Below are 20,572 nucleotides of genomic sequence, written 5' to 3' on the forward strand. Positions count from 1 at the left end.
CTATTCTTCTTTAAAGCCTTCACCAAGTACATCATGAACTTCACTAATCACAGTAAAAGCTCTGGGGTCGATACGGCGTATGATGTTCTTAAGCCGGCGCATTTCTTGCCGCTGAACAACGCAGTAGACGACCTCTTTTGATTGTCCGGAAAAAGCGCCAAGTGCTGGCATTAACGTAACACCCCGGTCGAGCTCAGAGGTGATCTGGGCAGCCATTTCCTTGCCATGCTCGGTAATAATCGAGAAAGATTTGGCCGCATAGGCGCCATCTTGAATAAAGTCGATTAACTTGGATGCGACAAAGACAGTAACAAGGGTGTACAGTACTTTCTCAATCGGAATATAGAACAGCGAGATGCCAATGATAATGGCGTCAGTAAGTAAAATAAACTGCCCCATACTAAAAGCTTTGCGTCGGGAGGCAATCCGGGCGATAATATCGACGCCTCCGGTTGTACCTCCAGCCCGAAAGACGATACCTAATCCGCCGCCTAACGTTACACCTGCATAAAGAGCTGCCAGCAGGTAGTCATGGGAATTGCTTAACGTAACGATCCAGCCCTTTTCAATCATCCATTCCATCAATGCAAGGAATCCGGATAGTGAGATAACACCAACAAGGGTGTAGGCCATTTCGCTAATGCCAAGCTTCCTCCAGCCAATCACAAAGAGCGGAATATTCAGAATCAGGGTTGAGACTGAGAGCGGCCAGCCGGCAGCGTAGTTTAGCAGGACGGCGATACCAGTCACGCCGCCTTCCATCAGTTGATTTGGTATCACGAAATAATGAAGCCCAAAGGCATAGATGGCTGTACCCAATAGAATGGGTAATATGGTTCGAAGTTGAAGCATGTATTTCCGTGGCATAATGAGGGACTCCTTTTAAGTTCATGAACAAGCTATTTAAGTATTATAGCTTAATGAACGGCTCAAAAAACATTGTTTTCATTGCTTCTTTACGTTAACATAGGTGTTATTAGCGTTATACATAAGGAAGAAAGGGTCATCAGCAATGACAGATAAATCGTTAGCCGATATCCAGCGCGAAATAGATGCTTATATCGGTCAATTTAAAGAAGGCTATTTCAGCCCATTAGCTCTTATGGCACGAATGAGTGAAGAAGTAGGCGAGCTCGCCAGAGAAGTGAATCACTATTATGGCGAAAAGCCGAAAAAGCCCAATGAAGAAGAAAACTCCATTGAGATGGAGCTTGGCGATATTTTATTTATTCTGTCCTGCTTTGCGAATTCTCTCAACATAGACCTGACGGAAGCGCATAACAAAGTCATGAATAAATTCAATACTCGGGACGCTGACCGCTGGACGAGAAAAAACGCCGAACAGTAGAACACCCTCCTACATATGCTGTACCATCAACCTGTGTACAAGGAGGATGGGCATATGGACGGGGAAAGCTGCGTGAAAAAGGCGTATGAGTTTATTCTAAATAGTGATTTTGAACAGGCGATTTATTGGTTCGAGCAAGCGATAGCGGCAGAACCTCTTAATGCGAGCTATCAACATAAATGTGCGGTTTCATGTGCCAGAAGCGGCAAATGGAGCAAGGCGCATCAATATGCGAAGCAAGCAATAGAGCTTGAAGGTAATCATCCCGAATATTTATACCATCTGCATACGATTGAGTCGAGACTTTTGGTATCCTCGGCAGAGCTTAAGCTTGCTGAAGAACCATCACGGTACCTGGATGCCCTGCCCCTGCTTCAACAGGCGGCAGAGCTTGATCCGCTTAGTTTCGAGGCCTTTTATTTACTTGCCTTGACATACTCGGAGATGGGCCGTATTGAAGATTCGGTGGTTAATGCCAGAGAAGCAATTAGACTAAACCCCGGACATTCCGCAGCGCGGAGATTGTTCGCTGATGTAAATCGGAAGCGCAGAATGATGCGCAGACGGGTGATGGGCAAACAACAACAGAAAGATTAGGTGATCTTGGTGGCAATTAAGGTAGCAGTAATCGGAGCAAGCGGCCGAATGGGCCGTGAAGTTGTGAAAATGGTGCTGGAGGACGAGGCGCTTGAGCTCGTTGCTGCCGTCGCTCCTTCAGCAGGTCCTGTGGATGCTGGTATATTTGCAGGCAAATCGAATACAGGAGTTACCGTTAGCGCAACTATTGAAGAAGCACTAAGCGGCGCAAAGGCAGATGTACTCGTTGATTTTACAGTGCCTGCGTTAGCTTATCAGCATACAAAGGTCGCGATTGAATATGGCGTCCGGCCTATTATGGGCACAACAGGCTTTACGCCTGAACAAATCGAAGAGCTGGACAAGCTTTGCCAGGAGAAAGGGCTGGGTGGTTTGATTGCCCCGAACTTCTCCATCGGCGCCATTCTGATGATGAAATTCGCAGCAGAGGCATCCAAATATTTGCCGCATGTCGAGATTATTGAGTATCACGGCGATCAGAAATTGGATGCACCATCGGGTACATCCATCAAGACTGCCGAATTAATCTCACAAGTACGCGAAGAGCTTCGTCAAGGTAACCCAAATGAAGAAGAAGTTATCGAAGGGGCTCGCGGAGGTTATTATAATGGCTTCCGTATACATAGTGTTAGGCTTCCAGGTGTATTTGCTCAGCAAGAGGTTGTATTTGGCGGCTATGGTCAAACGCTGAAAATTCGTCATGACTCATATGACCGTGCTGGTTACATGCCTGGCGTTAATGTTGCGATCAAAAAAATCATGACTTACAGTGGTTTGATTTATGGTTTTGAACATGTAATGGATTAATTTCTTATACAGCGTAGAAAGAGTGGGGATTGTAGATGTTGAAAATTGCTTTTATCGCGCATGACCGCAAAAAAGAAGAAATGGTTAACTTTGTAACTGCTTATGAAAGCGTGTTTGCTCCCCATGAATTATTCTCCACGGGTACAACGGGTACTCGGATCATGGAACAAACGAGCCTTAAAATACATCGCTTTATGTCCGGTCCTCTTGGCGGTGACCAGCAAATCGGGGCAATGGTTGCTCAAAATGAGATGGATCTTATCATCTTCTTGCGTGATCCTCTTATGGCGCAGCCTCACGAGCCGGATATCATTGCTTTGCTTCGTCTTTGTGATGTGCAGGGCATTCCGGTTGCAACAAATGTGGCTACAGCAGAACTGCTAGTAAGGGCGCTTGCACGTGGAGACTTTGCTTGGCGTGAGCTTGTGCATAAATATAAACCAGGTATTGATCAGCCATGAGTGCACCATTAGATCTTCTCGTCTTTGGTGCTCATGCGGATGATGCAGAGATCGGAATGGGCGGCACTATTGCGAAATATACGGCTGCTGGTAAACGGGTTGGAGTTTGTGATTTGACCGAAGCGGAAATGTCTTCAAACGGCACCGTGGAGCTTAGGAAGCAGGAAGCTTCCAATGCTTCCTCGGTGCTTGGTCTATATACCCGTACGAATCTGGGACTGCCAGATCGTGGTTTGGAAATGACAAAATCACATATTGATGCAATCGTAGCAGAAATTCGCCGTACCCGGCCGCGGATAGTATTCGCCCCTTACTGGGTAGACCGTCATCCCGATCATATCGCTTGCAGCAAGCTAGTTGAGGAAGCCGTATTTAATGCCAAGCTTCGCCGTTATATGCCAGAGCTGCCGGCTGTTCAAGTGGAGCAATTGATTTATTATTACATAAATGATGTTGATAACGTTTCGCTTATGGTAGATGTGTCTAATTATTATGATGAGAAGCGACAGTCTCTTATGGCTTATCAGTCGCAATTCCAGACAGCTGCACCAGGAGAAGACCGTGTGGCTACACCGCTGACAGACCGTTATATCGAACGGGTTGAAGCTCGCGACAGCCTGCTTGGTCAAACACGAGGCTGGAAGTATGCGGAAGGATTTGCGATTAAGCGTCCGCATGCTGTGGAATATTTTTAACAAAAGGTAAAAAGTGATGGACGACATAACACAGAACATTGTCGAATATATAGATTATCATCATGTTATGAAAGGGCGGACGACCAATATGGCACGTAAACTCAAAATTGGAATCACGTGTTATCCTACCCTGGGGGGTTCCGGCGTTGTTGCAACGGAACTCGGAAAATTAATGGCTGAGCGCGGCCATGAGATACATTTTATTACGCACAGCATACCTTTCCGTCTCGGGAAATTTCATAAAAACATTTTCTTTCATGAAGTAGAAGTTAATGATTATTACGTCTTCCGTTATCCGCCATATGATTTATCCTTGGCAAGCAAAATGGCGCAGGTTGCGAAGATGGAAAAGCTGGATCTGCTTCATGTTCATTATGCCGTTCCACATGCCGTTTGTGCTCATCTGGCGAAACAGATGCTTGGTGATGGCTTTAAGACCGTTACGACCCTCCATGGTACGGATATTACCGTGCTGGCACAAGATGAGTCGCTGAAGGACTTGATTCGTCTTGCGATTAATCAGAGTGATGCTGTAACAGCTGTGTCACAGGATTTGATTAATGAAACAAGACAGCTTCTTGATATCACTCGTCCCATTGATTTAACTTATAACTTCGTTGATAAACGGGTGTACTACCCGCGCGATGCAGTGTCTCTTCGCGCTGATTATGCGGAGCCGCATGAGAAGATCCTGATGCATATCTCGAACTTCCGTCCTGTGAAGCGTGTAAGTGATGTTGTAGATATATTTGAACGAGTGTCCAAACAACTTCCGGCTAAGCTGCTTCTGGTAGGTGAAGGCCCTGAACTGTCCAAGATTCAGTGCAAGATTAGACAGATGGGCTTGGAAGACCGTGTTCATTTTCTTGGCAAACAAGAAGATGTCGCACAGGTTATTTCGATGGCAGATCTATTGCTGCTTCCCTCGGAGAAAGAGAGCTTTGGTCTAGTTGCCCTTGAAGCAATGGCATGCGGCGTGCCGACGGTTGGTTCGAATGCCGGTGGTATTCCAGAGCTTGTTACTCACGGAGAAACTGGCTACTTATGTCCGATTGGCGATGTAGAAGGTATGGCAGGCTTTGCAACGCAGCTGCTTAAGGATGAGAAGCTTCATAACTCCTTCAAGGAAGCATGTCTATTCCGGGCGCGCAATGAGTTCTGTAATGATGTGATTACGACTCAATATGAGCAGATTTATTACCGGGTTTTAGGGATCGAAGCTGATCTTCCCATTCCGGTATGTGAGGCTTAGAACAGGAAGGGAAGTGCCGAAACATATGGGGATACGCTTCAATTTGCCGACCATCATGCAGCAGGCAATACCCGTACTCGAAAAGCTTGGGGAGCAAGGCTATGAAGCGGTATTTGTTGGTGGCTGCGTCAGGGATACGGTTATGGGGCTTTCAATCAAGGATGTAGATATTGCTACATCGGCGAGACCAGAGCAGGTGTTGGCTTTATTTCCCCGCTGTATTCCGACCGGACTCCAGCATGGCACAGTGACTGTCCTGTATAATGGCATTCCTTATGAAGTGACGACATACCGGACAGAATCGGAATATGAGAAGCACCGCCGTCCAGCGCAAGTCGAGTTTATCGACCGTCTGGACGGCGATTTGCTGCGCAGGGATTTAACGATTAATGCAATGGCGATGTATGCTGATGGTGAGCTCTATGATCCATTTCAGGGCATAGATGATCTGGGACACAAGATGATTCGCTGTGTAGGTGATGCGGACGCGAGATTTCAAGAGGATGCGCTCAGGATGCTGCGAACGATCCGGTTCGCTTCCCAATTCGGATTCTCCATTGCTCATCAGACCTGGAGAGCATTAATTAAACATCGTGAGCTGCTTCAATTCATCGCTATGGAGCGGGTATTTGCAGAGCTTGACCGTATGATGAGCGGAGCTGCCCCGCAGCATGCGTTACACCTGCTGTCAGTAAGCAGACTGCTGTTTTATTGCGGTACCCCGCTAGCTGCAGCGGACAAGCTTGGAGAAGCTTATCTGACTAATCCAGATGGTTTTAAGCCTTTTACTCAAATACACGAGCTTCAACATCCAGATATGCGTTATGCTGCACTGCTTATGGTTGATCATTTAACGGCTACTGAGGCAGAAGAGACATTAAAGGCATTACGTCTGCCAACAGCTCGCGTGAACTCGATTATGGCCGTCCTGCACATGCATTCAGAATTGATTATGAAGCACGGTGAAGATTTGCGGTTCACTTGGACAAATGCCGTTATTCAATATGGTGAAACAGCGGCTCGCGGGTGGTTATCCATTGCACAATGGGATATGCATCATGTTCTTCATCCCCATGCGAACCTCTTCATGGAATGGTTAGACAACATGCCGGCAATAACTTTAAAGCAGTTAAAGTTGAATGGCAAACAGCTGGCAGGAGGCTTGAATCAAGAGCCTGGAACGTGGATGGGACGGATGCTGCAGCAGCTCCTCCTGCAAGTTGCATTAGGTAAGCTGCCGAATGAACAAGAAACTTTGCTTGCGCAAGCTCAAATATGGAAGATCGAGGATTGATAAAGATGTCAACCAACCGATTGCTTGAATTGTTTGAACAAAATCCCGGCGATTATGTATCGGGAGAAATGATCAGTCAGCAGCTTGGCGTTAGTCGTACGGCTGTGTGGAAGCAGATTAAAAAATTGGAGTCCATTGGCTATCAGTTTGACGCCTCGCGCCGATTAGGCTATAAGCTGATTTCTTCGCCAGACACATTATCGGTACCTGAGCTGCTCAGTCAAATGAAATCTAAAATATTTGGCAGCTCGATTCATTGGTTCGAGTCCGTTGATTCTACGCAAAATATAGCGCAGAAGCTGGCGGAGGAAGGTGAGCCTGAAGGTACACTCGTCATTGCGGAGCAGCAGCAGAATGGCCGCGGACGAATGGGGCGTGGCTGGGTATCCCCGCAAGGGAAAGGGATCTGGATGAGCATGATACTTCGCCCATCGGTTCCGATTCATTTTGCACCGCAGCTTACACTGCTTACTGCAGTTGCGCTATGCCGCAGCTTGCGGAGAGTGACTGGCTTGTCTATAGGTATCAAATGGCCAAATGATTTGTTAATCGAAGGCAAGAAAATCAGCGGAATTTTGCTGGAGTCCACAGCGGAAGATGAGAGACTCCGTTATGTTATCGCAGGAATCGGCATCAGTGTCAATCTGGAAAAGTTGGATTATCCGGACGAAATGCTGAATAAAGTAACCTCACTTCGTATTGCCAATAGCGGTGAAGGCTTTGATCGTACTACGATTATTACCGACTTTTTGCATGAATGGGAGCAGCTTTATTTGCTTTATTTGGACAAAGGTTTTGGTCCAATTATTACGCTATGGGAAGCGTTATCGGTATCTCTTAACAAACCTGCACGACTCATTACCCCTCAAGGTACAATTGACGGCGTTCCAATTGGTCTAGATGCCAGCGGTGCATTAACCGTACGCAAGGAAGACGGAAGCACGGTTGTCGTGTTTTCCGCAGAAATGGGCGAGCCCGTACGCTAAAGGCGTTTACGGGCACTCCTTTTTTTGTTACTATGAAAGAAGCAGGCGGTATCTGGTAAGAGCTGCACTGCTGAGGGTAATAGATGTAGTGAATTAGCAAGGCAAACTCTGCTCTGAGCCGTAGGGACCGAGACAGAAGGAAGCAAAGACTTAGCATACGTTTCCTTTTTAGTTCGGGAACCTTTTTAGCAGCGGCTAAAAGGTTTTTTTGTGTTTATCCTAAAACTTAAAGGGGATGAAGCGTAATGAGGAAGCGTCTGACAATTACCAACCTCAAGAAAATGAAGCAGGACAAAAATCCAATCTCGATGCTGACCGCGTATGATTACCCATCTGCCGTATTGGCGGAGGAAGCTGGCCTGGATGTTATTCTGGTCGGCGATTCGTTAGGGAATGTTGTACTCGGATACGATACAACGATTCCGGTCACGCTCGAGGATATGATTTACCATACACGCGCCGTAGCACGCGGTGCCAAGAATACGTTTATTGTTACAGATATGCCTTTCATGACGTATGGCATTGGTCGGGAATCTACGCTGCGTAACGCAGCAAGGCTGATGCAGGAAGGCGGAGCCCAGGCTCTTAAGCTGGAGGGCGGTACGGATATTGCTTCTGAAGTAGAAGCTTTGGTTAAAGCCGGGATCCCTGTAATGGGTCATATCGGTTTAACACCGCAATCGGTGCATCAGCTTGGCGGCTACAAGGTTCAAGGCAAACTCGAACGTGAGGCAGAAAAGCTGATGGAGGATGCCAAGGCGCTTGAAGCTGCTGGAGCATTTGCTATCGTGCTGGAGCTCGTTACGGAGCCTTTAGCAGAAGCCATCAGCAAAGAATTGTCGATTCCGACCATTGGCATCGGCGCAGGCCGTGGTTGTGATGGTCAGGTATTGGTTTATCATGATATTTTGCAATATTCATCACCTTATATCGAGAAAAAAATGGTCAAAACCTATGCGGATATCGGATCAACCATTCGTAGTGCCATCAGCAGCTACGTAAACGAAGTGAAAGCTGGCGTATTCCCTGCGGAGGAGCATTCCTTTGGCGCTAAGACGACAGTCATCAATCATCTATATGGTGCTGGATCAGCTGCAAATAACAGCAGCAATCAAGCAAGCGGAGAGGAGTCCCCCAAGCGTGATTTTGTGTCGAACCATAGCTGAACTGAAAAACGAACTTTTTAAAATCAAACAATCACCCAATCACCCTACTATCGGTCTTGTACCAACAATGGGATTTCTACATGAAGGTCATGCAAGCTTAATGCGTCAATCGGCTGCTGAGAATACAGCTTCGGTATTATCTATATTTGTGAATCCCATGCAATTTGGGCCTAATGAAGATTTTGAACGTTATCCGCGGGATGAGGCACGAGATCTTGCTATTGCGAAAGAGAATGGCATCGACATTGTCTTTATGCCGGAAGTGAAGGACATGTATCCTGCGAAGCCTCGTACTTCAGTTATCGTAAGTCAGCTTACTGAACGTTTATGCGGTGCTTCAAGACCAGGACATTTTGACGGCGTTGGACTTGTCGTGAGTAAGTTGTTCCATCTCGTACAGCCTGATCGAGCATATTTCGGAATGAAGGATGCACAGCAGATTGCAGTTATTCAGCAAATGACAGATGATTTGAATATTCCTGTGGAGATCATTCCTTGTCCAATTGTCCGGGAACCGGATGGACTTGCGCTTAGCTCGCGTAATGTTTATCTAACAGCAGAGAATCGGCAGCAAGCGGTTGTATTATCGCAGTCTTTGGCTCTTGCGAAGCAATGGGCGAAAGAACCGGGAATTACATCCGAAGAACTGGTATCACGCGTAAAAGCTAAAATCAACGAAGCAGGCCAAGCGGAGATTGACTATGTGGAATGGTTGACTTATCCTTCTTTGGAGCAGCCTGTATGGAATGAGCCGATTGAGCTTGAAGAAAACAAATATATTCTGGCACTTGCCGTAAAATTTGGGTCGACCCGATTAATTGATAATGCCTTATTTGTACCAAATGTAGTCGTAGAGGTGAAGGATCATGTATAGAACAATGATGAAATCAAAGCTTCATCGGGCAACCGTAACTGAAGCAAATTTAAACTATGTAGGCAGTATTACGATTGATGAGGATTTAATGGATGCAGCAGACATTTGGGAAAATGAGAAAGTTCAGATTGTAAATAACAATAATGGTGCACGGTTTGAGACATATGTCATCACGGGACAGCGCGGATCAGGTGTTATTTGTCTAAATGGTGCTGCTGCTCGCCAGGTTCAGCCTGGAGACCAGGTTATTATTATTTCTTATGCGTCCATGACCGACGAGGAAGCAAGAGTGCATAAGCCGATTGTAACCATTCTGGACAGTGATAACCGACCACTCAAAAGTCTGTCTGAGGAAATTCACGCGACAGTTCTTTAACGCTTCAGTTCCAGCACTATGTAACGATTGGTACGGGGTATGAAAAGCCCTGCCGAAACAAAGAATGAGCATAACACTCCTCAATTCTTTGGTGAAGGCGGGATGCGTAAAATGTTTCAGCAAATGTTCGAAGCCATGAATGAAATGCTTGACCATCTGATCGAGGTGTATCCAACTGCAACTGGTGATCAGAAGCTTCAATATGACGAGCAAATGGCAACACTTAAAAAAATGAGCGATTCCCTTGTCGAGCAATGGATTGACTTCGAAGAAAAGTTTTCTTGTTTTGTGGAGCAGCAATCAGGATCACCTGAAGTTCCTCCATCGAAAATGACACCGCCGCCTTCAATGGCCATGGAGAGCAGCACAGAATTAGGCGATACCCAAACGTCATCATCGTCAGTGCCTTCGGTGCCTGAGACAGTCAAGCAGACAGAGAAGCCAGAACCGGTCACAGCCGAAGAAGCTTATAACGCTGAGCTTGATATGGAAGTTCCGTATGAGTACGCCATGATGATTTCGAAAGGGCAGGGATATTATAAATTATTTATGTTTTCCGATGCTGCCATTCATTTTCAATCAGCAGTCTCAACCCTTCCGGAATGCAATCTGGCGAGGCTTTATCTGGCGATGACCAACATGCATCTTCAAAACTGGAGTGAGGCACAAAGACATTTCCAATTGCTGATTTCATTAACGGACTATCCGAAATGGCGTGCTTTAGGCTATAATGCCCTTKGGTGCATTCAAGCGATCTATATGAATATGGAGCAGGCAGAATCTTTTTTCCTGAAGGCATATGAAACTTGCCCAAGCTTTAAAGACCCGTTAAACAATTTAAAATGTTGTAAAGAAACACCGCAGCAATTATCCTTATTTTTCGGCAGTACCGAGCTTTGCTGCTTATGAGGGGATAGAAAATTAATGAAATTTGCAGTATTGGATTTAGAGACGACAGGACATGGCGTTGGTGACGATATCCTTCAGGTCGGTTTAGCCGTGCTGAATGAAGACCTTGAAATCGAGGAAACGTTTAGTTCCTTCGTTCGTCCTACAATAGAAATTCCGGCATTTATTACGCAGTTAACGGGTATCGATGCTGCTATGGTAGCGGACGCTCCTGAGCTGGATGAGGTGCTTATGCAGCTCATCCCTCATTTAGAGGATGCTGTACTCGTTGCTCATAACGTAAACTTTGACGCAGGCTTTCTGAATCAGGCTCTCGACCGATGCGGGTATCATCCCTTTATCGGTCGCAGACTTGATACGATTGAGCTGCTAAGAGTGCTGTATCCTTCGATTACTACGTATCAGCTTGGCGCTGTCACGGAGCTGTTTGGCATTACCCATGAACAGCATCACCGAGCAGATAGCGATGCGATAGCGACTGCGCAATTATTCGCCCAATCGGTTCGGAAGCTTAAGAAATTGCCGCTGCTTACTTTGCAGCGGCTATCCTTTCTTATAGACAACGGAAGCGATCTAAGCTGGTTTATGGCCGAAATCCAAAAACAAGCTGAACTTCACACCTCCATTGATATGAATACTTATCAGTATTTCAATCAGTTTGCCCTGAAGGCTGGTGAATGGACCGAAGAGCAGCCAGCACGTGCAGATCAGGAAGCGGATCAGCTGAAGGATATGTCTTTTGAGCAATATTTGGACGGCATCAAGCAGCGATTCATGGAGAAATACCCGAACTATGAGGAGCGGGAAGCGCAGACGACGATGTTTCATGAGGTATATGACTCGCTCTGCAATGACCGGCATCTGCTGATTGAAGCGGGGACAGGAACCGGCAAATCACTTGGTTATCTGATTCCATCTTTGTATTACGGGATTAAACAGGAAAGTAAAATTGTTGTAAGCACCCATACCATCAATTTGCAGGAGCAGCTGAGGCATCGAGATGTACCGCTTCTTCGCGAGATACTGCCTTTTGATTTCCGTGCCTCCATCTTTAAGGGAAGAGGCAATTATTTATGTCTGCGTAAATTTGAAAGTAAAATTAATACCAAGGATCTAGTTGCTCCCATCGATGATGCGATTACAGCTTCTCAAATGGTGGTCTGGCTCAGCGAGACTGAGACCGGAGATCAAGAGGAGCTCAACTTCGGCAATAAAGGATCTGACTTCTGGTCGACGGTGGCCAGTGACGCGGATTCCTGTTTAAATCGCCAATGTCCATGGTTCAAGCGTTGTTATTATCACCGCGCGAAGCATGAAGCCAATATTGCTGATGTATGCATCACGAATCATTCCATGCTGTTTACGGATGTTCAAGCGGATCATAGGCTTCTTCCATCGTATAGCCACTTAATTATTGATGAGGCTCATCATGTAGAAGAGGTAGCCGGCAAACATCTTGGCATGCAAATTAATTACTTCTCCTTAGCACATCAAACGACAAGACTATTTAAAGATAATCGTTCTGGTCTCTTGCCAGCACTTAGACTGCGTTTGCAGCAGGAAGATGATGAGCGGGTACAAGCATGGACGGAAACCATTGATACGGTTATTCCGATCTTCCAAGACGTCAAGGAGCACTGGGATAAGCTGTTTGAGCTCTTATATGCCTTTGTTGGCGAGTCTGGAGAGGCCGGTAATGATAACGGTCAGGCGGTTTGCCGATTGCGCAGTGACACCCCTCCGGCAGGCTGGGACGATGTATTGAATATAGAAACAAATGTGCATACCGAGCTCAGCCGGGTCGTTAAGACAGTGGATAAAATGGCATCGGATATTAAAGAAAGACTCGATGACCAGACAATTCAAGGACTTATCACAGATCTCAATGGCGTTGTTCGTGATTTGACTAGAGTAAAGGATGATCTGCGTACCTTCCTCAAGATGGAGCAAAATTCGGAAGTGTATTGGATTGAAGCGAGCATGGCTTACCGCTATCGGTCTGTTCATCTTTATGCTGTTCCGGTAGATGTCAGCAAACAGCTTCAGCAATATTTCTTTGATGTGAAGGACAGCATTGTGCTTACTTCTGCAACATTGTCTGTTCATAAATCGTTCCAGTATGCGGAGGAGCAGCTCGGACTAGAAGGTTTTGAAGAAAATAATCGGCTCAAGACCGTTCAGCTTCCTTCGCCGTTCAATTATCGTGAACAGGCTCTGGTCATTATTCCGCGTAATTTCCCAACTCTAAAAGGTGCTGGGGGCGATCAGCAGTTTACTACTATGTTGGTGGACTCGCTTGCGGATGCAGCAGTAGAAACAAAAGGACGCATGCTTGTGCTGTTCACTTCATATCGGATGCTGAAGCAGGTCTATGAGCCACTTAAGGAAGCCTTGGCAGGCTCGGGTATTCAAGTGCTAGGACAAGGTATTGACAGCGGTAACCGGACAAAGCTCACGAGACGGTTCACCCAGTCGCCCGAAACGGTTTTGCTTGGCACTAGCAGCTTCTGGGAAGGGGTAGACATTCCAGGTGAGGCATTGACCTGCCTTGCGATCGTCCGTTTGCCTTTCCAACCGCCGAATCATCCGCTAGTTGAAGCAAAGTCGGAGCTATTGCAGAAGCAAAAGCAAAATCCGTTTATGAAGCTATCGATTCCACAAGCGGTTATCCGCTTCAAGCAGGGCTTCGGAAGACTTGTTCGTACGACGAAGGACAAGGGGATTGTTATTATCTACGATACGCGAGTCATTGATACGTATTACGGCAAACATTTCCTCTATTCATTGCCTGGTCCAAAGATTGAAACCATGCATACGGATCAGATGGTAGCGCGAATGCGGGAATGGCTGCAATCGGAAGAGGGGGCAAACGGGTGAAGCAGGCGAAAATATCAGAGGCCGTCGTCAGACGGCTGCCCATCTATCTGCAGGTGTTAAACGAATTGTACAACCGTGAAGTACAAACCGTTTCCTCGCAGGAGCTGGGACTCAAGCTAGACCTCAATCCCGCCCAAATTCGGAAGGACCTTGCTTATTTCGGTGATTTCGGCCGTAAGGGTATTGGGTACGACGTCTCTTATTTGATTGAGAAGATTCAACAGATTCTAAAGCTTGACCAGCGGATTAATGTTGCACTTGTTGGTGCCGGTAACTTGGGACATGCATTGTGTAATTACAATAAGTACTCGAAAGACAATATGAAAATTGTCGCCGTATTCGACGATCATCCAAGCAAGATTGGGACAATGATTAATAATCTGCCGATTATGCCAATGGAGAAGCTGAAGGCTGTCGTAGAGGAAAATAATATCCGGATCGGCATTATTACCGTTCCCGGTCCGGAAGCGCAAAATGTAGCGAATCAGTTCGTAGAAGCGGGTATTGAAGGGATCTTGAATTTTGCTCCGGCTATATTGCGGTTACCAGAGCATATCCGGATTCACCACGCAGACTTTACAAGAGAACTGCTGAGCCTAGCTTATTATTTGAATAAAGAAAGGAATGAACTTGAAGATGGCTCAATTATGGATTGAAAATGGCCTGTTTGTCACGATGAATGATACCAATTCGGTCTTCAGGGGACACATGGTTGTAACCGATGATCAGATTACATATATCGGTGAGACAGCTCCAACTGGGCTGGATGAACAAGTGGAACGATTAGACGGCAGCAAGCTTGCTTTTATGCCGGGCCTTATTAATACACATGGCCATGCGGCTATGTCCCTGCTCCGTGGTTACTCTGATGACCAAAACCTGCAAGTATGGCTCGAGCAAAAAATGTGGCCGATGGAAGGCAAATATATCGATCAAGATACTCGTGCAGGCAGTGCTTTGGCTATTGTCGAGATGCTGAAGACGGGTACAACAGCTTTTGTTGATATGTATGACCGAATGGACCAAGTGGCAGCAATGGTTGAGCAATCGGGTATTCGCGGCTGTTTGACACGTGGTGTTATTGGTCTTTGTTCCGAGGAGATCCAGCAGGCGAAGCTGACAGAAGCAATTGCTTTTGCGCGAGATTGGAACGGTAAAGCGGATGGACGAATTACAACGATGATCTCACCGCATGCCCCTTATACTTGCCCACCGGATTACATTGAAAAATTTGTTCAGGCTGCTCATGATTATGATTTGCCTGTTCATACCCATATGTCCGAGACGCTTGCCGAAGTGGAGCAAAATGTCCGGGATTACGGTTCTCGTCCTGTCGAGCATCTGGATAAACTGGGCTTTTTCTCGCGGCCGGCACTTGTTGCTCATGCGGTACATTTGAATGATGAAGAAATTGCATTGCTGGCTGACCGTAAAGTAGCTGTATCCCATAATCCTGTCAGCAACCTGAAGCTGGCAAGCGGCATAGCTCGAGTACCTGAACTGCTGCGCGCAGGCGTTACCGTGTCGCTTGGTACGGATAGTGTTGCGAGCAATAACAATTTGGATCTGTTTAAAGAAATCAAATTTGCTGCGCTGCTCCACAAAGGAGTATCCGGTGATCCAACCGTTATCCCTGCGATGGAGGCTTTACGCATGGGTACGGTATATGGTGCACTTTCCATATGGCAGGAAGAAAAAATTGGCCAGTTGGTTGAAGGCAAGAAAGCAGACTTCATTGCCATCGACATAGAGCAGCCTCATTATTATCCCTTGACAGATATCGTATCGCATCTTGTTTACTCCGGTTCAGGACGAGATGTTAAACATGTGTGGGTGGATGGCCGTAAAGTTGTTCAAAATGGTGAGTGTACGCTAATGGATGAAGAGAAAATCCGTTACGAGGCACAAGCAAGCTTCGAGCGGCTGCTGAAAGCATAATGAGGGCGACATCTAAAAAACGTTCTTCGGTCATGAATCCGAAGCGCTGGCTGGCTGTGATTCTTGTTGCCTTGCTGGCTGTTATCGCGATTGTAGTCATGTACTACAATACGATTCAAAAGCCATTCTGGGACTCTGAGAGTCCGATCCGCGAGCAAGCTCAGAAAGCAGCAAGCTTGACCAAAGTTACGTCCATCACGAAGCAGGTTTGGGATACGACTTCTTGGATCGTGAAGGGCGAGAATGACGCGGATGAAGTGATATACGTATGGTTAATTGGCCCGGATAAGGCCGTGCAGATTGTCAAGGAATCTGAAGGTGTACTTAAAGCCTCAATTAAACAAGCTGTGCTGAAAGCCAAACCGGCTGCAGAATTCAAACGAATTCAGCCGGGTACGTTAAATGGACAGCTTGTGTGGGAAGTCTTCTATTCAGAAGGCCATAATCCCGAGAAATACAGCTACGCATTCTACGATTTCCGTACGGGAACTTTTGTGAGTGAGTATCATCTTCCTGCCAAAACAGCGAGCTAGCCGCGCAAGCGGCTGGCTCCTTTTCCTGTTTTTACACCGTCCCTTTGATGTCGATATATGATATACTTTCGTATGGCAGAGATGATATACGAAGTGATATATAACGAGTTAAGAGGAGGAGTAAGAATGAAACTTCGCATTGTCCCATTCGTGTTGTCCGCTGTTGCTACAGCATTGCTGCTGTTTGGCGGGTGGATGTTATATAAGCAATTTGCTGTCGTTTCTCCTTTTCAGAAGTCTATTGGACAGGTTGAAGGTGTCGCCTCGGCGAATGCTCCTACTATAGATCAAGATCATGTGTCGGTTCAGGTTACACTTGAGCCGGATGCGAAATTGAAAGATGTCTATGAAAACATTGCAAAAGAAGGCAAGGACGCTATTGGCAACCGCGAATTGCAGCTTGATATTACAAATGCAGTTCCCAGTGGTCAATTAGATAAAGTATGGTCTTCGGTCTTATTCGATGTTGCGGAAGCGATGGAGAAGAAGAATTATTCCGAAATTCCGAATGCCCTTCAAAAAGCAGCTGCTGCGAATGCAGGAGTTCGTTATGAAACAGCACTCGATGATAATAATGTCTATATTACGCTGAAGGATGATACCTCGACGAAGTATGTAGTACTTCCGCGCGTTCCAGCGCAGCTGGAGGTGTCGACTTATGCGTAAATATGTGATTGAGATCGCAGCTGGCTTTGGTTTGATGTTGTTTATTTTCCTGGCTTTTAAAGGAGTTAATGTGATGCCCGTCTTGTTACTTGCTGCATTAGGAGCGGGGGTATGGTTCTCTACGCGCGGCAAAGGCCGGATGATGGCTAGTTCAGGGTCGAAACGCAGCAAAGAGCTTCGTCTGGAATCGATGAGCTTTGACCAGATTGGCGGACAGGATCGAGCAAAACAAGAGTTGATTGAAGCCCTTGATTTTCTTGTTAAACAAGAGGAGATCGCAAAGCTGGGTATCCGTCCGATGAAAGGGATTTTGCTGACGGGCCCTCCAGGGACTGGTAAAACCCTTCTTGCGAAGGCTGCTGCTCATTATACCGATTCGATTTATTTAGCTGCCTCCGGCAGTGAGTTTGTTGAGATGTATGTGGGTGTAGGTGCAGGACGGATTCGTGATTTGTTTAAGGAAGCAAGGGAGAAAGCGAAAAAAGCCGGTAAGAAAAGTGCCGTTATCTTTATTGATGAGATTGATGTCATTGGCGGTAAACGAGACGGCGGTCAGCATAAAGAATATGATCAGACGTTGAACCAGCTGCTCACAGAGATGGACGGTATACATTCTGATGAAGCACCACGTATTCTCATCATTGCTGCAACGAACCGGAAAGAAATACTCGATAGCGCTTTGCTGCGTCCAGGCCGATTCGACCGTCATATTGGAGTTGAACTGCCGGATAAAAAAGGGCGCCTTCATATTTTGCGTCTGCATGCAGCGAACAAATCGCTTAATGAAGGTATTAATCTGGAGCGTATTGCTTCTGAATCATTTGGTTTCTCAGGTGCACAGCTGGAGAGCGTGATGAACGAAGGTGCAATCTACGCTATGCGTGAGAGCAGTGAGACGATTCTGGAGTCTCATCTGGCAATGGCAATTGATAAAGTGATGATGGGTGAGAAAACAGACCGGGAATCAACAGCTGAGGAACGCGAACGCGTGGCCCTTCATGAACTGGGCCATGCGATCTCAGCAGAGCTGGTGCGTCCAGGCAGCGTCTCGCAGGTTGCTTTATCCCCGCGTGGTCAGGCGCTTGGATATGTCCGTCATAACCCGCAGCAGGATCGATATTTGTACACGAAGGATTTTCTGGAAAGCCAAATCATGATTGCACTTGGTGGTGCTGCAGCGGAAGAAATTTTTTACGGTGGCCGCAGCACAGGCTCCCGTGGTGATTTTGACCAAGCGCTGAACATTGTTCGGACAATGGTCGAATCTGGGCTGACTGAGCTTGGCATTATTGATGCGAACATGATGACTCCCGATAAATGGGCAAATATTACGAGCTCCATTCTGAATGAGCTGATGATGAAGACGAAAGCCATGCTGGAAGCAAGAAAAGAAGTGTTTACTCAGTCGCTGGACGTGCTGATTCGAGAAGAAACGCTTAGCGGCGATGAGTTCCGGACATTACTAAGTCAACTGTCAAAAAGCGCATAAGAATAAGGCTTCTAAGCATGGAAAAATATACAAAAAGAACGGCAGGGTGTTAGACCTGCCGCTCTTTTTGGTGTTCACCAAATTAACACCAGTTGCCTTCTTTATTTGTGTAAAAAAGGTTATAATGGATTTGATCGAGAGGTAAAGAGAATGATTCTCAATGCCGAAAAAAGAGAATAGCTACAAGGGGAGAAACAAAAGAATTATGGTTATTAAAAAAATTGGTGTCATCGGCGCCGGAACAATGGGTCAAGGAATTGCAGAAATGCTTGCTTCTAAAGGGCTGGATGTGTATTTAATCGAAAGCTCTGAGGAACGCTTAACATACGGTATGCAAATGATTGAGCTCAACTTAGATAAGCAAATCGAGAAATGGGCTCTAACGCAAGCTGAGAAAAAACTGATCCTGAATCGTATTCATCCTTGCCAGACGTATAACGAACTGGCTGACTGCGAACTGGTCATTGAATCCATAACAGAAGATCTGGAAAGCAAGAAGCTCGTATTTAAACAGCTGGATGAGATTTGTAATGAGTCAGTTATTATTGCAAGCAATACCTCCACGTTAAGCTTAACGGAGCTGGCAAGTGTAACTAGCCATCCTGAGCGTGTCATTGGCCTCCACTTTATTTATCCCGTATCCAAGATCGACCTAGTCGAGATTGTGCGTGGTCTGAAAACCTCCGATGCTACATTTGATGCGATGAAAGAATTTGTTGATGAAGTCATCCAGAAAAAAGGAATCATGGTGTTCGAGTCTCCAGGCTTTGTGACGACTCGCCTTATTTGTCTGTTCATTAATGAAGCCCTTCATGTGCTTGAGGAAGGCGTTGCATCGGCTGAAGATATCGATAATGCCATGCGAATCGGTTATTCCTTCCAGAATGGTCCGTTCGAAATGGCTGACCGATTTGGACTTGATTCCATCCTTGCTGCACTTGAGCGCATGTTCCGGGAATACGGGGAGCTGAAATACCGTCCGTCCATTGTATTGAAGAAAATGGTACGCGCTGGGCATCTTGGTGTGAAGTCTGGCGTAGGATTTTTCAAATATGACAAGGATGGGGACCGTATCTAATGAAAGTACTCGTAATTAATGCAGGAAGTTCCTCGCTGAAATATCAGCTTTATAATATGGAGACGGAAGAAGTGCTTGCAAGCGGGCGTGTAGAGCGGATCGGCATGGATTCTTCGATCGTTACTCATGAGTCTCCAGGCAAATCAGATGTTACACAAGTTAGTGAGATTCTTGACCATGTCACTGCGGTTAAAAAAGTTGTAGATATGTTGATTCATCCTGAGCATGGTGCTGTAAAATCAATGGAAGAGATTGATGCCGTTGGTCATCGTGTTGTCCATGGCGGCGAAGTGTTCAGGAGCTCGGCGCTTGTTACAGCTGATGTGAAGCAGGAGATCCGTAAGCTATTTGATCTTGCTCCACTTCATAACCCGGCCCATATGATGGGGATTACCGCGGTAGAAGCGAATATGCCGAATGTGCCGCAGGTGGTTGTATTTGATACAGCCTTCCATCAATCGATGCCTAATACTTCTTACCTGTATCCCATTCCTAAAGTCCTGTACCGTCGTCACAAAGTACGTCGTTATGGCTTCCACGGGACATCGCATCAATATGTGAGCCAGCAGGCTGCTGACTTCCTTGGCAAGCCGCTTGAATCGCTGAAGATGATCTCCTGCCATATCGGTAATGGAGCGAGCTGCACGGCGATTCTGGATGGCAAGTCATTTGATACAAGCATGGGTATGACACCTCTTGAAGGTTTGATGATGGGTACGCGCAGCGGTGATCTTGATCCCGCTATCGTTCCTTATGTTATGAACAAAGAAGATTTGACCTTGAATGAAGTGAACTCCATGCTTAATAAACATAGCGGCTTGCTCGCGATCTCCGGGATCAGCAGCGACATGCGTGAAATTGTAGAAGCAATGGGCGAAGGTGATACGAATGCCAAGCTGGCATTTGATATGTATACGTATCGTGTACGCAAATACATTGGTGCCTATGCCGCAGCGATGAACGGTGTAGACATTATCTTGTTCACAGCAGGCGTTGGCGAGAACTCGAATGTTCTGCGCAAAGCAGTATGTGAAGGTATCTCGTTCCTAGGCGTTGAGTTGGACGAAGAGCGTAATAATGTACGCAGCAAGGAAGTACGCCAAATCTCGACGGATATATCACGTGTGAAAGTTCTTGTTGTTCCCACGAACGAAGAACTGCTGATTGCCCGTGATACGTATACGATTGTAAAAGGCGATTCGAAATAATCGAATAGAGTAGTTAAG

At 46.3% G+C, this 20,572-nt stretch carries 21 protein-coding genes; 20 read left to right on the forward strand and 1 reads right to left on the reverse strand.

Features of this window, described 5'->3' with window-relative positions:
- Positions 1-867, reverse strand: a complete 867-nt coding sequence (locus AB4Y93_RS07335) for a YitT family protein (RefSeq protein ID WP_441890408.1) — start codon at positions 865-867, stop codon at positions 1-3.
- Between the two features lie 145 nt (positions 868-1,012).
- Between AB4Y93_RS07335 and AB4Y93_RS07340 the strand changes: the two genes are divergently transcribed.
- The 20 genes from AB4Y93_RS07340 (at position 1,013) to AB4Y93_RS07435 (ending at position 20,554) form a co-directional block, all read left to right on the forward strand.
- On the forward strand, positions 1,013-1,348 hold the full coding sequence (locus AB4Y93_RS07340) for a nucleotide pyrophosphohydrolase (RefSeq protein ID WP_441890410.1): 336 nt from the start codon (positions 1,013-1,015) through the stop codon (positions 1,346-1,348).
- Between the two features lie 54 nt (positions 1,349-1,402).
- Complete coding sequence (locus tag AB4Y93_RS07345) at positions 1,403-1,945, forward strand: tetratricopeptide repeat protein (protein ID WP_441890412.1); 543 nt, start codon at positions 1,403-1,405, stop codon at positions 1,943-1,945.
- 48 nt (positions 1,946-1,993) lie between these two features.
- On the forward strand, positions 1,994-2,752 hold the full coding sequence (gene dapB, locus AB4Y93_RS07350; RefSeq protein ID WP_441890535.1) for a 4-hydroxy-tetrahydrodipicolinate reductase: 759 nt from the start codon (positions 1,994-1,996) through the stop codon (positions 2,750-2,752).
- A gap of 35 nt (positions 2,753-2,787) precedes the next feature.
- Complete coding sequence (locus AB4Y93_RS07355) at positions 2,788-3,213, forward strand: methylglyoxal synthase (RefSeq protein WP_441890414.1); 426 nt, start codon at positions 2,788-2,790, stop codon at positions 3,211-3,213.
- Complete coding sequence (bshB1, locus tag AB4Y93_RS07360; RefSeq protein ID WP_441890416.1) at positions 3,210-3,908, forward strand: bacillithiol biosynthesis deacetylase BshB1; 699 nt, start codon at positions 3,210-3,212, stop codon at positions 3,906-3,908. Before AB4Y93_RS07355 ends, bshB1 begins: the two co-directional genes overlap by 4 nt.
- Before the next feature lie 88 nt (positions 3,909-3,996).
- Complete coding sequence (bshA, locus tag AB4Y93_RS07365) at positions 3,997-5,160, forward strand: N-acetyl-alpha-D-glucosaminyl L-malate synthase BshA (RefSeq protein WP_441890537.1); 1,164 nt, start codon at positions 3,997-3,999, stop codon at positions 5,158-5,160.
- Between the two features lie 25 nt (positions 5,161-5,185).
- Positions 5,186-6,454, forward strand: a complete 1,269-nt coding sequence (locus AB4Y93_RS07370; protein WP_441890418.1) for a CCA tRNA nucleotidyltransferase — start codon at positions 5,186-5,188, stop codon at positions 6,452-6,454.
- Positions 6,455-6,459: 5 nt separating this feature from the next.
- Entirely contained in the window at positions 6,460-7,440 is a 981-nt protein-coding gene (locus AB4Y93_RS07375) for a biotin--[acetyl-CoA-carboxylase] ligase (RefSeq protein WP_441890420.1), read from the forward strand.
- 245 nt (positions 7,441-7,685) lie between these two features.
- Positions 7,686-8,606: a 3-methyl-2-oxobutanoate hydroxymethyltransferase gene (gene panB / locus AB4Y93_RS07380; RefSeq protein ID WP_441890422.1), complete on the forward strand. Its 921-nt coding sequence runs from the start codon at positions 7,686-7,688 to the stop codon at positions 8,604-8,606.
- Positions 8,581-9,480: a pantoate--beta-alanine ligase gene (panC, locus tag AB4Y93_RS07385; RefSeq protein ID WP_441890424.1), complete on the forward strand. Its 900-nt coding sequence runs from the start codon at positions 8,581-8,583 to the stop codon at positions 9,478-9,480. Before panB ends, panC begins: the two co-directional genes overlap by 26 nt.
- Positions 9,473-9,856 carry an aspartate 1-decarboxylase gene (gene panD, locus AB4Y93_RS07390; protein ID WP_167273205.1) on the forward strand — a complete coding sequence of 128 codons (384 nt, stop codon included), beginning with the start codon at positions 9,473-9,475 and terminating at the stop codon, positions 9,854-9,856. Before panC ends, panD begins: the two co-directional genes overlap by 8 nt.
- A gap of 111 nt (positions 9,857-9,967) precedes the next feature.
- The gene (locus AB4Y93_RS07395; protein ID WP_441890427.1) at positions 9,968-10,765 is read left to right on the forward strand and encodes a tetratricopeptide repeat protein; all 798 of its coding nucleotides are present in this window, start codon (positions 9,968-9,970) and stop codon (positions 10,763-10,765) included.
- 15 nt (positions 10,766-10,780) lie between these two features.
- Positions 10,781-13,642 carry an ATP-dependent DNA helicase DinG gene (dinG, locus tag AB4Y93_RS07400; RefSeq protein ID WP_441890429.1) on the forward strand — a complete coding sequence of 954 codons (2,862 nt, stop codon included), beginning with the start codon at positions 10,781-10,783 and terminating at the stop codon, positions 13,640-13,642.
- On the forward strand, positions 13,639-14,298 hold the full coding sequence (locus AB4Y93_RS07405; RefSeq protein ID WP_441890431.1) for a redox-sensing transcriptional repressor Rex: 660 nt from the start codon (positions 13,639-13,641) through the stop codon (positions 14,296-14,298). Before dinG ends, AB4Y93_RS07405 begins: the two co-directional genes overlap by 4 nt.
- Positions 14,279-15,580: an amidohydrolase gene (locus tag AB4Y93_RS07410; RefSeq protein WP_441890433.1), complete on the forward strand. Its 1,302-nt coding sequence runs from the start codon at positions 14,279-14,281 to the stop codon at positions 15,578-15,580. Before AB4Y93_RS07405 ends, AB4Y93_RS07410 begins: the two co-directional genes overlap by 20 nt.
- Positions 15,580-16,113 carry a cell wall elongation regulator TseB-like domain-containing protein gene (locus AB4Y93_RS07415; RefSeq protein ID WP_441890435.1) on the forward strand — a complete coding sequence of 178 codons (534 nt, stop codon included), beginning with the start codon at positions 15,580-15,582 and terminating at the stop codon, positions 16,111-16,113. The genes AB4Y93_RS07410 and AB4Y93_RS07415 overlap by 1 nt, the downstream gene beginning before the upstream one ends.
- Before the next feature lie 126 nt (positions 16,114-16,239).
- Positions 16,240-16,779 (forward strand): hypothetical protein, encoded by a 540-nt coding sequence (locus tag AB4Y93_RS07420; RefSeq protein WP_441890437.1) that lies wholly within the window; start codon positions 16,240-16,242, stop codon positions 16,777-16,779.
- Positions 16,772-18,268 carry an AAA family ATPase gene (locus tag AB4Y93_RS07425; RefSeq protein ID WP_441890439.1) on the forward strand — a complete coding sequence of 499 codons (1,497 nt, stop codon included), beginning with the start codon at positions 16,772-16,774 and terminating at the stop codon, positions 18,266-18,268. Before AB4Y93_RS07420 ends, AB4Y93_RS07425 begins: the two co-directional genes overlap by 8 nt.
- 205 nt (positions 18,269-18,473) lie before the next feature.
- Positions 18,474-19,346 carry a 3-hydroxyacyl-CoA dehydrogenase family protein gene (locus tag AB4Y93_RS07430; protein WP_441890441.1) on the forward strand — a complete coding sequence of 291 codons (873 nt, stop codon included), beginning with the start codon at positions 18,474-18,476 and terminating at the stop codon, positions 19,344-19,346.
- Complete coding sequence (locus tag AB4Y93_RS07435; RefSeq protein ID WP_441890443.1) at positions 19,346-20,554, forward strand: acetate/propionate family kinase; 1,209 nt, start codon at positions 19,346-19,348, stop codon at positions 20,552-20,554. The genes AB4Y93_RS07430 and AB4Y93_RS07435 overlap by 1 nt, the downstream gene beginning before the upstream one ends.
- The last annotated feature ends 18 nt before the right edge of the window (positions 20,555-20,572 follow it).

It is taken from the genome of Paenibacillus sp. YAF4_2, assembly GCF_052113225.1.
Taxonomy (GTDB): domain Bacteria; phylum Bacillota; class Bacilli; order Paenibacillales; family Paenibacillaceae; genus Pristimantibacillus.